The 13,420-nt window shown below is 69.7% G+C and carries 13 protein-coding genes; 11 read left to right on the top strand and 2 right to left on the bottom strand.

The annotated features are described in order from the left end of the window. From AC1D29_RS04980 to AC1D29_RS05025, 10 genes are all read left to right on the top strand, one after another. Nucleotides 1-2,364: a type I secretion system permease/ATPase gene (locus tag AC1D29_RS04980; protein ID WP_477894792.1), complete on the top strand. Its 2,364-nt coding sequence runs from the start codon at nt 1-3 to the stop codon at nt 2,362-2,364. Beyond that, nucleotides 2,361-3,566, top strand: coding sequence for a beta-barrel domain-containing protein (locus AC1D29_RS04985; protein ID WP_477894793.1), 1,206 nt, complete (start codon nt 2,361-2,363; stop codon nt 3,564-3,566). Before AC1D29_RS04980 ends, AC1D29_RS04985 begins: the two co-directional genes overlap by 4 nt. A gap of 67 nt (nt 3,567-3,633) precedes the next feature. Further along, on the top strand, nt 3,634-5,049 hold the full coding sequence (locus AC1D29_RS04990) for a TolC family protein (protein WP_477894794.1): 1,416 nt from the start codon (nt 3,634-3,636) through the stop codon (nt 5,047-5,049). A 33-nt stretch (nt 5,050-5,082) separates the two neighbouring features. Beyond that, nucleotides 5,083-6,030: a class I SAM-dependent methyltransferase gene (locus tag AC1D29_RS04995; RefSeq protein WP_477894795.1), complete on the top strand. Its 948-nt coding sequence runs from the start codon at nt 5,083-5,085 to the stop codon at nt 6,028-6,030. 13 nt (nt 6,031-6,043) lie between these two features. Continuing rightward, a complete protein-coding gene (locus tag AC1D29_RS05000; protein WP_477894796.1) occupies nt 6,044-6,709 on the top strand; it encodes an acyltransferase in 666 nt (221 codons plus the stop codon). Further along, on the top strand, nt 6,706-7,692 hold the full coding sequence (locus AC1D29_RS05005) for a WxcM-like domain-containing protein (RefSeq protein ID WP_477894797.1): 987 nt from the start codon (nt 6,706-6,708) through the stop codon (nt 7,690-7,692). Before AC1D29_RS05000 ends, AC1D29_RS05005 begins: the two co-directional genes overlap by 4 nt. Continuing rightward, a complete protein-coding gene (locus tag AC1D29_RS05010; RefSeq protein ID WP_477894798.1) occupies nt 7,689-8,792 on the top strand; it encodes a DegT/DnrJ/EryC1/StrS family aminotransferase in 1,104 nt (367 codons plus the stop codon). Before AC1D29_RS05005 ends, AC1D29_RS05010 begins: the two co-directional genes overlap by 4 nt. After that, entirely contained in the window at nt 8,789-9,763 is a 975-nt protein-coding gene (locus AC1D29_RS05015) for a glycosyltransferase family A protein (protein ID WP_477894799.1), read from the top strand. The genes AC1D29_RS05010 and AC1D29_RS05015 overlap by 4 nt, the downstream gene beginning before the upstream one ends. Then, nucleotides 9,760-10,233 (top strand): acyltransferase, encoded by a 474-nt coding sequence (locus tag AC1D29_RS05020; RefSeq protein ID WP_477894800.1) that lies wholly within the window; start codon nt 9,760-9,762, stop codon nt 10,231-10,233. Before AC1D29_RS05015 ends, AC1D29_RS05020 begins: the two co-directional genes overlap by 4 nt. After that, nucleotides 10,230-10,904: a hypothetical protein gene (locus AC1D29_RS05025; RefSeq protein ID WP_477894801.1), complete on the top strand. Its 675-nt coding sequence runs from the start codon at nt 10,230-10,232 to the stop codon at nt 10,902-10,904. The genes AC1D29_RS05020 and AC1D29_RS05025 overlap by 4 nt, the downstream gene beginning before the upstream one ends. A gap of 87 nt (nt 10,905-10,991) precedes the next feature. On the opposite strand, the gene AC1D29_RS05030 is transcribed toward AC1D29_RS05025, so the two are convergent. Continuing rightward, nucleotides 10,992-11,795: a glycosyltransferase family 2 protein gene (locus AC1D29_RS05030; RefSeq protein WP_477894802.1), complete on the bottom strand. Its 804-nt coding sequence runs from the start codon at nt 11,793-11,795 to the stop codon at nt 10,992-10,994. A 104-nt stretch (nt 11,796-11,899) separates the two neighbouring features. On the opposite strand from AC1D29_RS05030, the gene AC1D29_RS05035 reads away from it, so the two are divergent. Next, nucleotides 11,900-12,622, top strand: a complete 723-nt coding sequence (locus AC1D29_RS05035) for a glycosyltransferase family 32 protein (RefSeq protein WP_477894803.1) — start codon at nt 11,900-11,902, stop codon at nt 12,620-12,622. Between the two features lie 4 nt (nt 12,623-12,626). Here the strand turns inward: AC1D29_RS05035 and AC1D29_RS05040 are convergent, their stop codons facing one another. Beyond that, nucleotides 12,627-13,391, bottom strand: a complete 765-nt coding sequence (locus AC1D29_RS05040; RefSeq protein WP_477894804.1) for a DUF2306 domain-containing protein — start codon at nt 13,389-13,391, stop codon at nt 12,627-12,629. Nucleotides 13,392-13,420 lie beyond the last annotated feature (29 nt).

The raw sequence follows: 13,420 nt of genomic DNA on the forward strand, positions 1-13,420 counted from the left end.
ATGCCGCAGCGCCCCCACGACCCCTTCTTTGACGGCCAGCCGCAGGCGCCGGGGTTGCGCCTGGCCGCCAACGGCGAGCCGCCGCCGCCGCCGGACCCGTTGGCCGACCTGCAGAGTCAGCCGGCCGGCGACCCGCTGCTGCAGGCGCTGGCCTGGCTGACCCGCCATCACGGCAAGCCGCGCTCGCCCGAGTCGCTGCGGGCCGGCGTGCCGCTGGAAGGCGTGCTGACGCCGGACGGCGCCATCCGCGTCATGCGCGAGGCGGGCTACAACGCCGGCCTGCTGCGCAAGGGCATCGACGACATCAACGGCCTGCTGCTGCCGGCCGTGCTGCTGCTGGGTGGCGGCGACGCCTGCGTGCTGGTGCGCCGCCTGGACGATCCCGCAACGGTCGCCGCGGGCGCCTGCCGCTACGAGGTCGTCTTCCCCGGCCCCGAGGCCGCCGCCGTGCCGGCCACGACGGCCGAGCTGGAGCCCGAGTACAGCGGCTTCATGCTGGCCGTGTCGCCGCTGGAGTCCGCCCAGGGGCCGCGTGCCGAATCGCCGCTGCTGAAGATGGGCGACCAGGGCCTGTCCTCGCACTGGCTGTGGGGCACGCTGAAGCGCTTCACCCCCTACTACCGCGCATCCATGCTGGCGGCGCTGCTGTCCAACGTGCTGATGCTGGTGTCGGGCCTGGTCACGTCGGTCATCTACGACAAGGTCATCCCGCACCAGGCCATGGTCACGCTGTGGACGCTGGCCGTAGGCGCCGCCGTGGCGCTGCTGTTCGATCTGTTCGCGCGCCAGCTGCGCTCGCACCTCATCGACCTGGCCGGCCGCAAGGCCGACCTCATCATCGGCGCCAAGCTCTACCGCCAGACGCTTGGCGTGCGCATGGAGCACAAGCCCGCGTCGGCCGGTTCCTATGCCCACTACCTGGCCCAGGTGGAGATGGTGCGCGAGTTCTTCACCGGCGCCACGCTGTCGGCGTTGTCGGACCTGCCGTTCCTGATCATCTTCATCGGCATGACCTTCGTCATTGGCGGGCCACTGGGCTGGGTGCTGGTGCTGGCGGTGCCCATCATCATGGGCATGTCCTGGGCCATGCAGGGCGCCATGCGCCGCGCGATGCGCACCAACATGCAGGAGACGGCCGACCTGCACGGCACGCTGGTGGAGTCGCTGGAAGGCCTGGAAGACCTGAAGACCTCGGGCGCCGAGGGCCGCTTCCTGCGCCGCTACGAGCACACGACGGCCATCGTCGCCGAGACGGCGCTGACGTCGCGCGCGCTGTCCAGCTGGAGCATGAACCTGTCCGCCACGCTGCAGCAGGCGGTCAACCTGATCATCCTGGTCTGGGGTGTCTACCTGATCCATGACGGGCAGATCACCGCCGGTGCGCTGATCGGCTCGGTCATGTTTGCCAGCCGCGCCGTTGCGCCGCTGGGCAGCCTGGTCAGCCTGGCCACCCGCTACCAGGGCGCGCAGGCGGCCATGTTGTCGCTGAACCAGATGATGAACGCGCCGGTCGAGCGCGACGGCTCGCGCAACTACGTGCCGCTGGGCACCGTGACCGGCAAGGTGGGCCTGCATGACGTCGGCTTCTCCTACCCGGCCGCGGCCACCTCGCACGGCCATCCGTCGGCCGACGCCGCCTCGCCCAAGGTGCTGCGCAACGTGACGATGCGCCTGGAGGCCGGCGAGCGCGTCGCCATCCTGGGCCGCATCGGCAGCGGCAAGTCCACCATTCTGCGCATGCTGGGCGGCCTGTACCAGCCCACCGAAGGCATGGTCGAGGTCGACGGCATCGACCTGCGCCAGGTCGACCCGGCCGAATACCGCGCCCGCGTCGGCTTCGTCAGCCAGGAGCCGCGCCTGTTCCTGGGCACGCTGCGCGACAACGTGCTGATGGGCCGCGCCCACCTGGACGCCAGCCGTCTGGTCGAAGTGGCCAAGCTGACCGGCCTGGACCGTGTCGTCTCGTCTCACCCGATGGGCTGGGACCTGCCCGTGGGCGAGATGGGCCAGCTGCTGTCCGGCGGCCAGCGCCAGCTGGTGGCCCTGGCGCGCGCGCTGGTCACGCGGCCGCAGATCCTGTTGATGGACGAACCTACCAGCTCCATGGACGCGCAGAGCGAGATGGCCTTCCTGCGCCAGCTGCGCGACGCGGCCGGCACGGCCACGCTGGTCGTCGTGACCCATCGCCCGGCCGTGCTGGAGCTGGTGCAGCGCATCGCCGTCGTCGATGGCGGCCGCGTGGTCATGGATGGCCCGCGCGACCAGGTGCTGGCGGCGCTGTCCGGCGTGCGCCCGGCTGCGCCCAGCGAGGGCGTGCACATGCACCCGTCGGCGCAGCCCGTGCAGCGCTCCGCGAGCGTATGAGCAGCAAGGCCCTGACCAAGGAGGAAGGCCTGTTCGTCAGCGCCATCCACGCCGCGCAGATCGACGAGCCGCTGCCGCGCGCCACCTGGGCGCTGTACCTGCTGTGCGCCGTCGTCACGGTGGCCATCACCTGGTCGGCGCTGGCGAAAGTGGACGAGATCACGCGCAGCGACGGCCGCATCGTGCCGGACGGGCGCGAGCAGGTCATTGCCAGCCTGGACGCCGGCATCCTGCGCGAGCTGAAGGTGCGCGAGGGCCAGGAGGTGCAGGCCGGCCAGGAACTGGCCTTCCTCGACCCGACGCGCGTCGAGGCGCAGCAGAACGAAAGCCAGGCCAAGTTGCTGGCGCTGAAGGCCGCCGCCGCAAGGCTGACGGCCGAGGCCAACGGCCGCGCCACCGTGCAGTGGCCGGCCGATGTGGACGTCAAGGCCCGCTACGTGCAGGGCGAGGCCGAATCCTTCGAGGCCCGCAAGCGCGTGCTGGACGAGGCCGTCTCGGCCATCAACCGCAGCCTGGGGCTGATCTCCAAGGAGCTCAAGCTGGCCCAGGACATGTCCAGGAGCGGCCTGATGAGCGACGTCGAGGTCATGCGCCTGAACCGCCAGGTCAACGAGATCCAGCAGCAGCGCGCCGAGCGCCTGTCGCGCTACCGCCAGGAGGCGAGCCAGGACCTGGTGCGCGTGCAGAGCGAGATGTCGCAGCTGGACGAGCAGATGGTGGTGCGCCAGGATGCGCTGACGCGCACGGTGCTGAAGTCGCCGGTGCATGGCGTCGTCAAGACCGTGAAGATCAGCACGACCGGCGGCATCGTGCCCAGCGGCGCGCCCATCCTGGAGATCGCTCCCATCGGCCCCAAGGTGCTGGTGGAGGCCAAGATCAAACCCAAGGACATTGGCTTCGTGCGCCTGAACCAGACGGCCGAGGTGAAACTGGCGGGCTATGACTTCAACACCTATGGCGGGCTGGAAGGCAAGGTCACCTACATGAGCCCCGACGCCGTCACCGAAGGCGACAAGAGCGGCGAGGGCCATTACCGCGTCATCGTCACCGCCGAGCGCAACAACCTGAAGTTCAAGGGCGAGACGCTGCCGGTCATCCCGGGCATGACGGCGGTGGTCGAGATCAAGACGGGCGAGCGCTCCGTGCTGAGCTATCTGCTGCGGCCGATGATGAAGTCACAGGAAGCGCTGCGCGAACGGTAACAGGCAGGGCGTCGCGGCGCTTTTCCGGGCTTTGGGGTGCGAGGGCGGATGGTCTAGTGACGGGGCCATGCTGTACCCCATCCGCCATCTCCTCGTCATCAGTCTCGTTGCCGCCGGGCCGCTTGCGCTCGCGCAGTCGCGTCCGCCCAAGGCTGCCGCACCGCCGCCAGCGGCCGCCGCGACGACGCCGTCCCAGGGGCGCTGCAACGAAGACGACGCCGGCCTGTCCCGCCTGGGTCGCGACATGAGCGCGCTGGAGACGACCAGCACCGATCCGCGCGCCGCGCTGCAGTCGCTGATCGACGCGACGATGACGCGCAGCAAGGCCTTGGGCGCCGTGCGCCTGTTGACCGACGCGGCCCGCTCCGACCTCGACGAGACGCGCGCGATGAGCCTGCCGACGGCGACGCTGAGCTTGGGCGCCAACGGCGTGCACCAGACCATCGGCGGCGTGGCCGTCAATCGAGGTGTGCAGGCCAATGCGACGCTGAGCTCCAGCATGCCGCTGTTCGACTTCGGCCGCATCGCCAAGCTGACCGAATGGCGCAAGGAGCTGGCCGAGGTGGCGCAGCAAGGCCAGCGCAGTGCCGAGGAACAGCTCTCGCTCAATGTCGTGACGCTGGCGCTGGACCGCAGCCGCTACGTGCTGCAAGGCCAGGTCTACACGCAGTACGTGCGCAAGATGGCCTGCCTGGTCGACGCGCTGGAGATCATCACCAAGGCCGACCGCGGCCGTGCCAGCGAGCTGGTGCAGGCGCAGAAGAGCCTGCAGCAGGCCGACCTGTCGCTGGAGCAGACCATGTCGGCGCTGCGCCAGACCGAGGTGCGCATGCGTCGCCTAGTGGGCGAGCCGCTGCCGCCCAGCATCGGCATGACGGCCCAGCTGTCCGTGCTGCCCGACCTGGAGCAGATGCAAAGCGACATCCTGATCGGCGCCGACGTGGCCCAGGCCGAAGCCCAGGCGCGCTCGCAGCGCAGCTTTGCCGAGTCCGTCATCGCCGGCCAGAAGCCGACCGTCAACCTGACCGGCAGCGCCAGTGCGCTGTTCCGCACCGGCGGCGGCCCCGGCGAATCGCGCTCCACCGACATCGGTGCCGGCGTGTCCGTCACCATTCCCATCCTGCAGCCCGGCGCCCAGGCCCAGGCCAGTGCTGCCGTGCAGCGCTACCGCGCCACCGTGCTGCAGCGCGATGAAGCCATCGAGGCCAAGCGCTACCGCTTGTTGGAGATGCACGAGGTCGGCACGTCGACGCTGGACCGAGCACGCCGCATCGTCGACATCCTGCGCAACAGCGACCGCGTGCGCGCGTCCACGCTGCAGCAGTGGCAGCAACTGGGCCGCCGCTCCCTCTTCGACGTGATGGCCGCCGAGGGCGACTACTACTCGATGCGCGTGGCCCACGTGAACGCGATGTTCGACGCCCAGCAGATCGTGGCGTTGATCTGGAGCATGGGCCGCGGCGTGTCGGCACCACTGCGGTAAAAACCAAACATTCGGCCTGACAACGGAGAGCCCATGATTTCTGAAGAACTGCTTGCGTCGGTGTTGCGCGACTGGTGGTACTACAGCGTCGAACTGGCGCCGGGCATCATCACCCAGGGCGCCGACACGCCACGCACGCCCATGCTGCCGCGCATGATGATGCGCAACTGCGACCTGTCCGGCATGGATTGCCTGGATATCGGCAGCATGGAAGGCTTGATGCCCGCGCTGATGGCACGCAAGGGTGCCCGCAAGGTGCTGGCAACCGACGCCATTCCGCATTGCCAGAAGAAGATGAACGTGCTGAAGCAGGCCTATGGCGTGGACTTCGAGTTCCAGCAGATCGGCCTGATCTACGACCTGAGCCAGAAGCTGGCCGCGCACGGCGGCTTCGACTTCATCAACCTCTCGGGCGTGCTGTACCACGTGTTCTCGCCCATGCACGTGCTGGCCGGCATCCGGCCGCTGCTGAGGAAGAACGGGCTGATGGTGGTCTCCACCAACGTCATCAAGCGCGGCGACCACACGCTCACCTTCAACCACCAGGGCTCGCTGCAGCGCGAACTGAACACCTTCTGGTACCACTCGGTGCCCATGCTGGACTACCTGCTGCGCACCTTCAAGCTGGTGCCCATCGACTTCCTGTTCTGCCCGCACACGGCGGTCAACCCAAACAACCACGTGCCGGGGCTGGACAGCGGCTACCTGTCGGTGGTGTGCCGCGCCATCGACGACCCGATGGACAGCGAACCCGATGTCTGGACGGCGCACATGCGCCGCGCCTCGTGGGAAAACATCGGCCTGTGCAACAGCGCCATGCTGGACGCCCAGCCCACCTCGCAGATCCGCTACACCGGCGCTGCGGCGCCCGGCGCGCGCGGCCTGAGCCTGATGGAGCACATCGACGAGCCGCATCGCGTCGTCGCGACCGTGGACGACCCCATCAATTCGCAGACACTGCGCCTGTCCGACATGTCCTGAGTCACAGGTGCCTATGCAACGGCGAATCGAACGTCTGCGCGGGCTGCTGGCACGCAGCAACCCCCTGGAGCTGGAGACGTGGATACGCACGCTGCTGGTCCATTACCACTTCCACTGCTCTGACCGCGGGCGCCTTGAGCTGTTCGGCATGGACAAGCCGATGCTCAACGTCCTCACGCCGACGTCCTTCAAGGGCCAGGGCCGCATCCGCGTGCATGGCAGCGCCGTGTTCGGCGTGGTGCGCTCGCCGGGTAGCTATGCCTGCAGCTATGTCGAGTCGCGCACGCCGACCTCGCTCATCGAGCTGGGCGCCGACTGCGCCTTCAACAACCGGCTGGTGCTGATCGCCGAGGGTGCCGCCATCTGCTTCGGCGAGCGCTGCCTGGTCGGGCCCGAGGTGTTCGTCAGCGACAGCAATTCGCACGACCTGCGCCTGGCGCACCGCCGCCAACCCGACCCCGGCCCGCTGGACGTGGAGATCGGCGACGACGTGTTCATCGGCGCGCGCGCCATCATCCTGAAGGGCGCGCGCATCGGCCGCGGCAGCGTGGTGGCCGCGGGCGCCGTCGTGACGCCCAGGTTCCAGGCACCGCCGCTGTCCGTCATTGCAGGCAATCCGGCGAAAATCATTGGCAGCCTCGACGAGGACGCCGCACCAATGAAAGGTCTTCAGGGATGAACGTGCCAGACGGGAAGGACCCGCGCGCCAAGCCGCCGGCGGACTGCTTCGTGCATTCGCATGCGCTGGTGGAGACGCCGCACATCGGTGCCGGCAGCCGCATCTGGGCGTTCGCGCACGTGCTGCCCGGGGCCCGCATCGGCGCCGATGCGAACGTCTGCGACCATGTCTTCATCGAGAACGATGTCGTGCTGGGTGACCGCGTCACCGTCAAGTGCGGCGTGCAGCTGTGGGACGGCGTGCATGTCGAGGACGACGTCTACATCGGCCCCAATGCCAGCTTCACCAACGACCCCGCGCCGCGCAGCCAGCGGCGCCAGGCCCAGCCGCTGCGCACGCTCATCCGCGCGGGGGCCAGCATCGGCGCCAACGCGACCATCCGGGCCGGCGTGACCATCGGCCCCGGTGCGCTGGTCACCGACGGCGCCGTGGTCACCCGCGACGTGCCGCCGCGCGCCATCGTGGCCGGCAACCCGGCGCACATCACGGGCTATCTGGACACACCCGCGGTGCCGCTCACGGGTACAGGCCTGTCGGCCCAGGCCATGTCGGGCACGCTGCCGGCGCTGAGCGCCCGCGGCGCCGCGCTGCACCGCCTGCCCAAGATCGTCGACCTGCGCGGCGCGCTGAGCTTCGGCGAGATCGGCGCCCACCTGCCGTTCACACCGCAGCGCTTCTTCATCGTCTACGACGTACCCAGCGAGGAAGTGCGCGGTGAGCACGCGCACCGTGCCTGCCACCAGTTCCTCGTCTGCATCAAGGGCAGCTGCACCATCGTGCTGGACGACGCCGAGCACCGCGACGAGGTCAGGCTCGACAGCCCGCAGGTCGGCCTGCACATCCCGCCCATGGTCTGGGGCATCCAGTACCGCTTCTCGGCCGACGCGGTGCTGCTGGTGCTGGCCTCCGACACCTACGAGGCAGCGGACTACATCCGCAACTACGACGAGTTCCTGGCTGCCGTGCAGGGGGCGCAACGATGAGCGTGGCCGTTCCCTTCCTGGATCTGAAGCCGGTCTACGCGGCCAGCAAGGACGCCATCGACGCCGCCATGGCTCGCGTCGCGGCCGGCGGCTGGTATCTGCTGGGCCAGGAACTGCTGGCCTTCGAGGCGGCCTACGCCAGCTTCTGCGGCAGCGCCCACGCCGTGGGCCTGGCCAACGGGCTGGATGCGCTGCACCTGGGCTTGCGCGCGCTGGGCGTGGGGGAGGGCGACGAGGTCATCGTGCCGTCCAACACCTACATCGCGACCTGGCTGGCCGTCAGCCAGTGCGGCGCGACGCCCGTGCCGGTGGAATGCGATCCGGCAACGTTCAATCTGAACCCTGCCCGCATCGCAGCGGCCATCACGCCGCGGACCAAGGTCGTCCTGCCCGTGCACCTGTACGGCCAGCCCGCCGACATGGACCCGATCAATGCCGTCGCCAAACAGCACGGTCTGCGCGTGCTGGACGACTGCGCCCAGGCGCATGCGGCCACCTACAAGGGCCGCGCGGTGGGCAACCTGGCGGACCTGTCGGCCTGGAGCTTCTACCCGGGCAAGAACCTCGGCGCCTTTGGCGACGGCGGCGGGGCGACGACATCGGACGCAGCGCTGGCCGACCGCCTGCGCGTGCTGCGCAACTACGGCTCGCGCCAGAAGTACCACAACGAGATCAAGGGCTACAACTCGCGGCTGGACGAGATCCAGGCCGCCGTGCTGCTGGCCAAGCTGGACGGCCTGCAGGCCGCCACCGCCGAGCGGCGCGCGATTGCTGCGCACTACCTGCAGGCGTTGGCCGGCCTGCCGTTGCAGTTGCCGTTTGTGCCGGACGACGTCGAGCCGGCCTGGCATCTGTTCGTCATCCGCCACGAGGCGCGCGACCGGCTGCAGGCCGCGCTGACCGAGCGCGGCATCGGCACCATGATCCATTACCCGGTGCCGCCGCACCTGCAGCCGGCCTACGCCGAGCTGGGCCTGGGTCCGGGCGACCTGCCCATCGCCGAGGCCATCCATGCCGAGGTGCTGAGCCTGCCGCTGTGGCCCGGCATGCAGGCCGCGCAGATCGCCGCCGTCATCGACGCGGTCAAGGCCTGCGCATGAGCTTCGACATCACGGTGCTGGTGCCGGCCTACAAGGCCAAGTACCTCGGCGAGCTGATGCAGGCGCTGCAAAGCCAGACGCTGCCGCCGGCCCGCGTCGTTCTGTCGGATGACAGCCCCGACCAGGCCTTTGTCAGCGCGCTCGGCAGCGCAGCCGCGCGCTCGGCCTACCCGGCGTTGAACATCGAGGTCATCCCCGGCCCGCGGCAGGGGGCCTGGGCCAACTTCCGGCATCTGCTGCAGCACTACCGCGGCGAGACCGAGTTCTTCCACCTGCAGCTCGACGACGACATTCCCTACCCGCACTTCTACGCGCAGCATGCGCAGGCCCATGCGCTGGCGCGCGCAAGCTGCGCCGTCAGCCGCCGCTGGACGGCGCTGGAGTCGGGCCAGCCCATCGCCAGCCTGCCGGTGCCCACGGCCGTGGCCGCGCAGCCGCAGCGCCTGTTCACGCTGGGCGCCGACGTGCTGTTCGGCCAGACGGTGGCCGGCACCAACAACTGGCTGGGCGAATTCTCCAACGCCACCTTCCGTGCCGGCATGCGTGAGGAGTTGCTGACGACGCGCCTGGCCGGCGTCAGCTTCACGGGGCTGGAGGACATCGGCGCCTTCCTGGTGGCCAGCCAGCAGGCGCCGCTGATCTTCATCAACGAACACCTGGGCTACTTCCGTACCAGCCCCGAGCAGAACACGTCGCAGACGAGCGGCCGCATCTTCAAGCTGGGCGTGCTGGCCTGGATCGCGCTGGCGCTGGCCGCGCAGCGGCTGGGTCACCTGAGCGCCGCGCAGTGCAGCGCCGTCGCTCGCCGCATGGGCGCGGTCGTGCTGCAGCATTACGCGGGCGACGCCGGCATGTGCCAGGTCGCGCAGCTCGCGCTGGCGCTGGGCACCAGCGACGCGGCCGAGGCCGACTACCTGGCCGCCTGGCACGCCTACTGCGGTGCCGACCAACTGCAGGGAGCCGCCGCATGAGCGCCCAGATCCACGCCATGGCCGACGTGCAGACCAGCGACATCGGCGAGCGCACGCGCGTCTGGCAGTTCTGCGTCGTGCTGAAGGGGGCGCGCATCGGCGCTGATTGCAACATCTGCGCGCAGGTGCTGATCGAGGGCGACGTCATCGTCGGCGACCGCGTCACCGTCAAGAGCGGCGTGCAGCTGTGGGACGGCCTTCGCGTGGAGGATGACGTCTTCATCGGCCCCAACGCCACCTTCGCCAACGACGCCTTCCCGCGTTCCCGCCAGCGACCGGAGAGCTTCGCGCGCACGACCGTGTGCGCCGGCGCCAGCATCGGCGCCAACGCCACCATCCTGCCAGGCGTGACCATCGGCGCGGGCGCGATGGTAGGCGCCGGTGCCGTCGTGACGCGCGACGTGCCGGCCGGCGCGGTGGTCGTCGGCAACCCCGCGCGCGTGCTGCGAGAACTGGCACCCAAGCCATGATCGATCTCGTCTGCGCGACCCGCCTGACGTCCGACGAGTTCTGGGGCCACTCGGCCCTGGGCCTGTCGCTGCGCCGCATGGCGCATGACAACCGCCTGAAGCCGCGCGTCTTCTTCGAGAACCGCCGTGGCCTGCCGGCGCTGTACAACGAGCGCATCGCCGCGCAGGATGCGTCGCCCGTGCTGACCTTCATCCACGACGATGTCTGGCTGGACGACTTCTTCTTCTTCGAGCACGTGATGGCCGCGGTGCACGGCTTCGAGGTCATCGGCGTGGCCGGCAACCGCCGTCGCGTGCCGGGCCAGCCGTCCTGGGCCTTCCCGACCACCAAGTTCGAGTGGGACGAGCGCGTCAACCTCAGCGGCGTCGTCTCCCACGGCCCGTCACCGTTCGGCCAGATCTCGGCCTTCGGCCCGGTGCCGGCGGAGTGCGAGCTGCTGGACGGGGTGCTGCTGGCGGCGCGCCGCGACGTGCTGCGCGAGAAGCAGGTGGGCTTTGATGAGCGTTTCGAGTTCCACTTTTACGACATGGACTTCTGCCGCACGGCCCGCAACGCCGGGCTGCGGCTGTCGACCTGGCCCATTGCCATCACCCACCAGAGCGAGGGCGGCTTCGGCTCCAACGCCTGGCTGGAGAGCTACAAGAAGTACATCGGCAAGTGGGGCGACTGAACTGAAGCCCCTCGCCCGCGGGTACGGGGTCGGTCCCCCAAGGGCGGGCCGGCTTGGGAGCGGTTCTGCGCTCGGCCCGCGGGGCGGCTAGAACCACTCGACCGGCAAGGCCAGCCCCACGCTCTGCAGCAGCTGCGCCCGCGCGGCCTTCAGCTCGGGGGAGGGTGCCGGCCAGCGGCGGTAGGCGTGCAGGAAGTCCAGCACCACGGTGGTGTTGTTGGACGTCTCCTGCTGGCCGCGCCTCGCGCCGGGGGTCACGTAGTCCTTGTGCATGACCGCGCCGCCACCGGCCACAAATACCGGCATCGCCCGCGAACACACGCCCAGCAGGAAGTCCCAGTCTTCCTGCGACGCCAGGTGGGCGTCGAACGACAGCCCCTGCAGCAGCCCGCGCCGGTAGGCCAGGCAGTGCAGCGGGATGAAGTTCTTGACCCACAGCGAGTTCAGGTCACGGTCGCCCAGCGGCGTGGGCGTGCGGCTCAGCTCGGGGATGCCCGGTTGCTGCCGGTCCTCGGTGACGATGGTGATGTCGGTGAACAGCACCTGGGCGCCCGGGCGCTCGCAATGGGGTTGCAGCGTGGCCAGGTGGTGCGGCTCCAGCGTGTCGTCGTCGTCCAGGAAGATGACCCATTCGCCGCGCGCCAGCGCCAGGCCGCGGTTGCGGCTTTCGGCGGGGCCATTGGCGCCCGTGCGCTTCATGAACGTGTCGGCCGGGCCCAGCTCGGCGGCGGCGACCTGGGCCGTTTCGGCGTCCAGTGCGTCAGCGATGAGCAGGATCTCGAAGTCGACGCACTGCTGCGCCCGCAGCGAGCGCAGCGCGCGCGCCAGCGTGGCCGGCCGGTGGTGCGTGGCCATGACGATGGAGAAAAACGGCGTGGACGAGGCAGGCATGCCGCGATGCTAGACGCAGGCGACCTCGGCAGGGGCCGTGAACAGCCTGCACAGGCCGGGCGAATTCCTGGCTTGGACGCCGACGATGGCGCCTACGATGGGGCATGCAAGCCATTGAAGACTTGAGGGCGTTCGACGGGCTGCGCAGCGGGCTGCTGTTCTGCACATGGACGGGGCTGAACCCGATGTCGGCCCAGCGCGTGCAGGCGCTGCTGTCCATCCAGACCCAGGCGGGCTGCCCGGTGCAGTTGCTCACCGCGGCCAATCTGGCAGCGTGGCAGCACCCGGAGCATCCCTTGCACCCGGCATTCCCCTTCCTGAGTGCCACGCACCAGGCGGACTACCTGCGTGTCTATCTGATGCACCACTACGGCGGCGGCTACACAGACGTCAAGCAGACGTCGCGGCCGTGGGCACCGTTCTTCGCGCGGCTGCGCGCCAACCCCGGGCACGACGTGCTCGGCTACACCGAGATCGGCCCGCAGGGCGTGGCGCCTGTTCCGCCGCCGCTGGGCGATGTGCTGCGCGCCAACTACGACAAGCTGATCGGCCTGTGCGCCTTCGTGTGCCGGCGCTACTCGCCCTTCACGACGGCCTGGCTGTCGCGCACGCATGCCGTGCTGGACGCCAAGTTCGCCGCGCTGCGCGAGCACCCCGCCCGCCACCCGCAGGACCGCACCGGCGTGCAATTCCCCGACGGCACCCCCAGCGCGTACCCGCTGGCCTGGACCGAGCTGCTGGGCAATGTCTTCCACCCGCTGGTGCTGGAGATGCACGAGCGCGTGCTGCACGACCAGATCGCGCCCAGCTTCGCGAACTACCGCTGAAGCCTCAAAGGCGGGGTAACCACAGGCCCATCGTCGCGCCGAAGATGCCCGCGGCCGTCGCCAGGCTCAGCAGCCCCAGTGTGATGGCGAGCGCCATGCTGCGGCCGCGTGCGCGCAGGTAGAGCTCCAGCACCGCGAGCGGCAGCAGGAACTGTCCATAGCTCAGCGCATTGACGAAGGGGCCGGTGAAGGTCTTGGGGTCGAAGTCGACCGGGGCTTGCCAGACCATCAGCCACAGCATCAGCCCGACGCGGAAGAACCAGACGCCGTTGACCGCGATGAACAGGCGCAACGCCCAGCGCCGGTGCTCGGCGAAGCGACGGCCCCGTGCGGTGCGCCACGCCAGCCAGGCGAACGCAAGGATCAGCAGCCCGTTCAGGCTGGTGGCCACATGCATCGCGACGCCGCCGACGGTGCCGCGCACCCACAGCAGGTAAAAGCCGCTGAGCGTGCCCAGCACCACGCCGCTCATGAAAACGCGGCCCAGCGTGCGGTGCACCACCGGCGCCCGGCGGCGGATGGCGGGCACCAGCTGCGCCACCCCGATGGCGGTCAGCAGCAGCGCAAACACCAGGTGCACGCTGAGCAGCGAGTTGCCCAGCCAGTCGCCGCTCACCCATCGCGACTCGCCGGGCGGCCCGCCCATCGCCGCCCGGCCGTAGCTGATGCCGATGTAGCTGGCGAAGATGCTCAGGCCGGTGGCAGCAACGAGGAACCAAAGGCCGGCCGCGTTGGCAAGCGGCCGGCTGGGCTGGGTGGTGGTGTGCAAGGCAGGCCTCCCGTGGCGTGACGGACAGG

Source organism: Roseateles sp. P1_C6 (genome assembly GCF_056406315.1).

What these genes read in the sequence shown, in the direction of transcription:
- AC1D29_RS04980 (WP_477894792.1), top strand. Translation starts at nt 1, where the DNA reads ATGCCGCAGCGCCCCCACGACCCCTTCTTTGACGGCCAGCCGCAGGCG.
- AC1D29_RS04985 (WP_477894793.1), top strand. Translation starts at nt 2,361, where the DNA reads ATGAGCAGCAAGGCCCTGACCAAGGAGGAAGGCCTGTTCGTCAGCGCC.
- AC1D29_RS04990 (WP_477894794.1), top strand. Translation starts at nt 3,634, where the DNA reads ATGCTGTACCCCATCCGCCATCTCCTCGTCATCAGTCTCGTTGCCGCC.
- AC1D29_RS04995 (WP_477894795.1), top strand. Translation starts at nt 5,083, where the DNA reads ATGATTTCTGAAGAACTGCTTGCGTCGGTGTTGCGCGACTGGTGGTAC.
- AC1D29_RS05000 (WP_477894796.1), top strand. Translation starts at nt 6,044, where the DNA reads ATGCAACGGCGAATCGAACGTCTGCGCGGGCTGCTGGCACGCAGCAAC.
- AC1D29_RS05005 (WP_477894797.1), top strand. Translation starts at nt 6,706, where the DNA reads ATGAACGTGCCAGACGGGAAGGACCCGCGCGCCAAGCCGCCGGCGGAC.
- AC1D29_RS05010 (WP_477894798.1), top strand. Translation starts at nt 7,689, where the DNA reads ATGAGCGTGGCCGTTCCCTTCCTGGATCTGAAGCCGGTCTACGCGGCC.
- AC1D29_RS05015 (WP_477894799.1), top strand. Translation starts at nt 8,789, where the DNA reads ATGAGCTTCGACATCACGGTGCTGGTGCCGGCCTACAAGGCCAAGTAC.
- AC1D29_RS05020 (WP_477894800.1), top strand. Translation starts at nt 9,760, where the DNA reads ATGAGCGCCCAGATCCACGCCATGGCCGACGTGCAGACCAGCGACATC.
- AC1D29_RS05025 (WP_477894801.1), top strand. Translation starts at nt 10,230, where the DNA reads ATGATCGATCTCGTCTGCGCGACCCGCCTGACGTCCGACGAGTTCTGG.
- AC1D29_RS05030 (WP_477894802.1), bottom strand. Translation starts at nt 11,795, where the DNA reads ATGCCTGCCTCGTCCACGCCGTTTTTCTCCATCGTCATGGCCACGCAC.
- AC1D29_RS05035 (WP_477894803.1), top strand. Translation starts at nt 11,900, where the DNA reads ATGCAAGCCATTGAAGACTTGAGGGCGTTCGACGGGCTGCGCAGCGGG.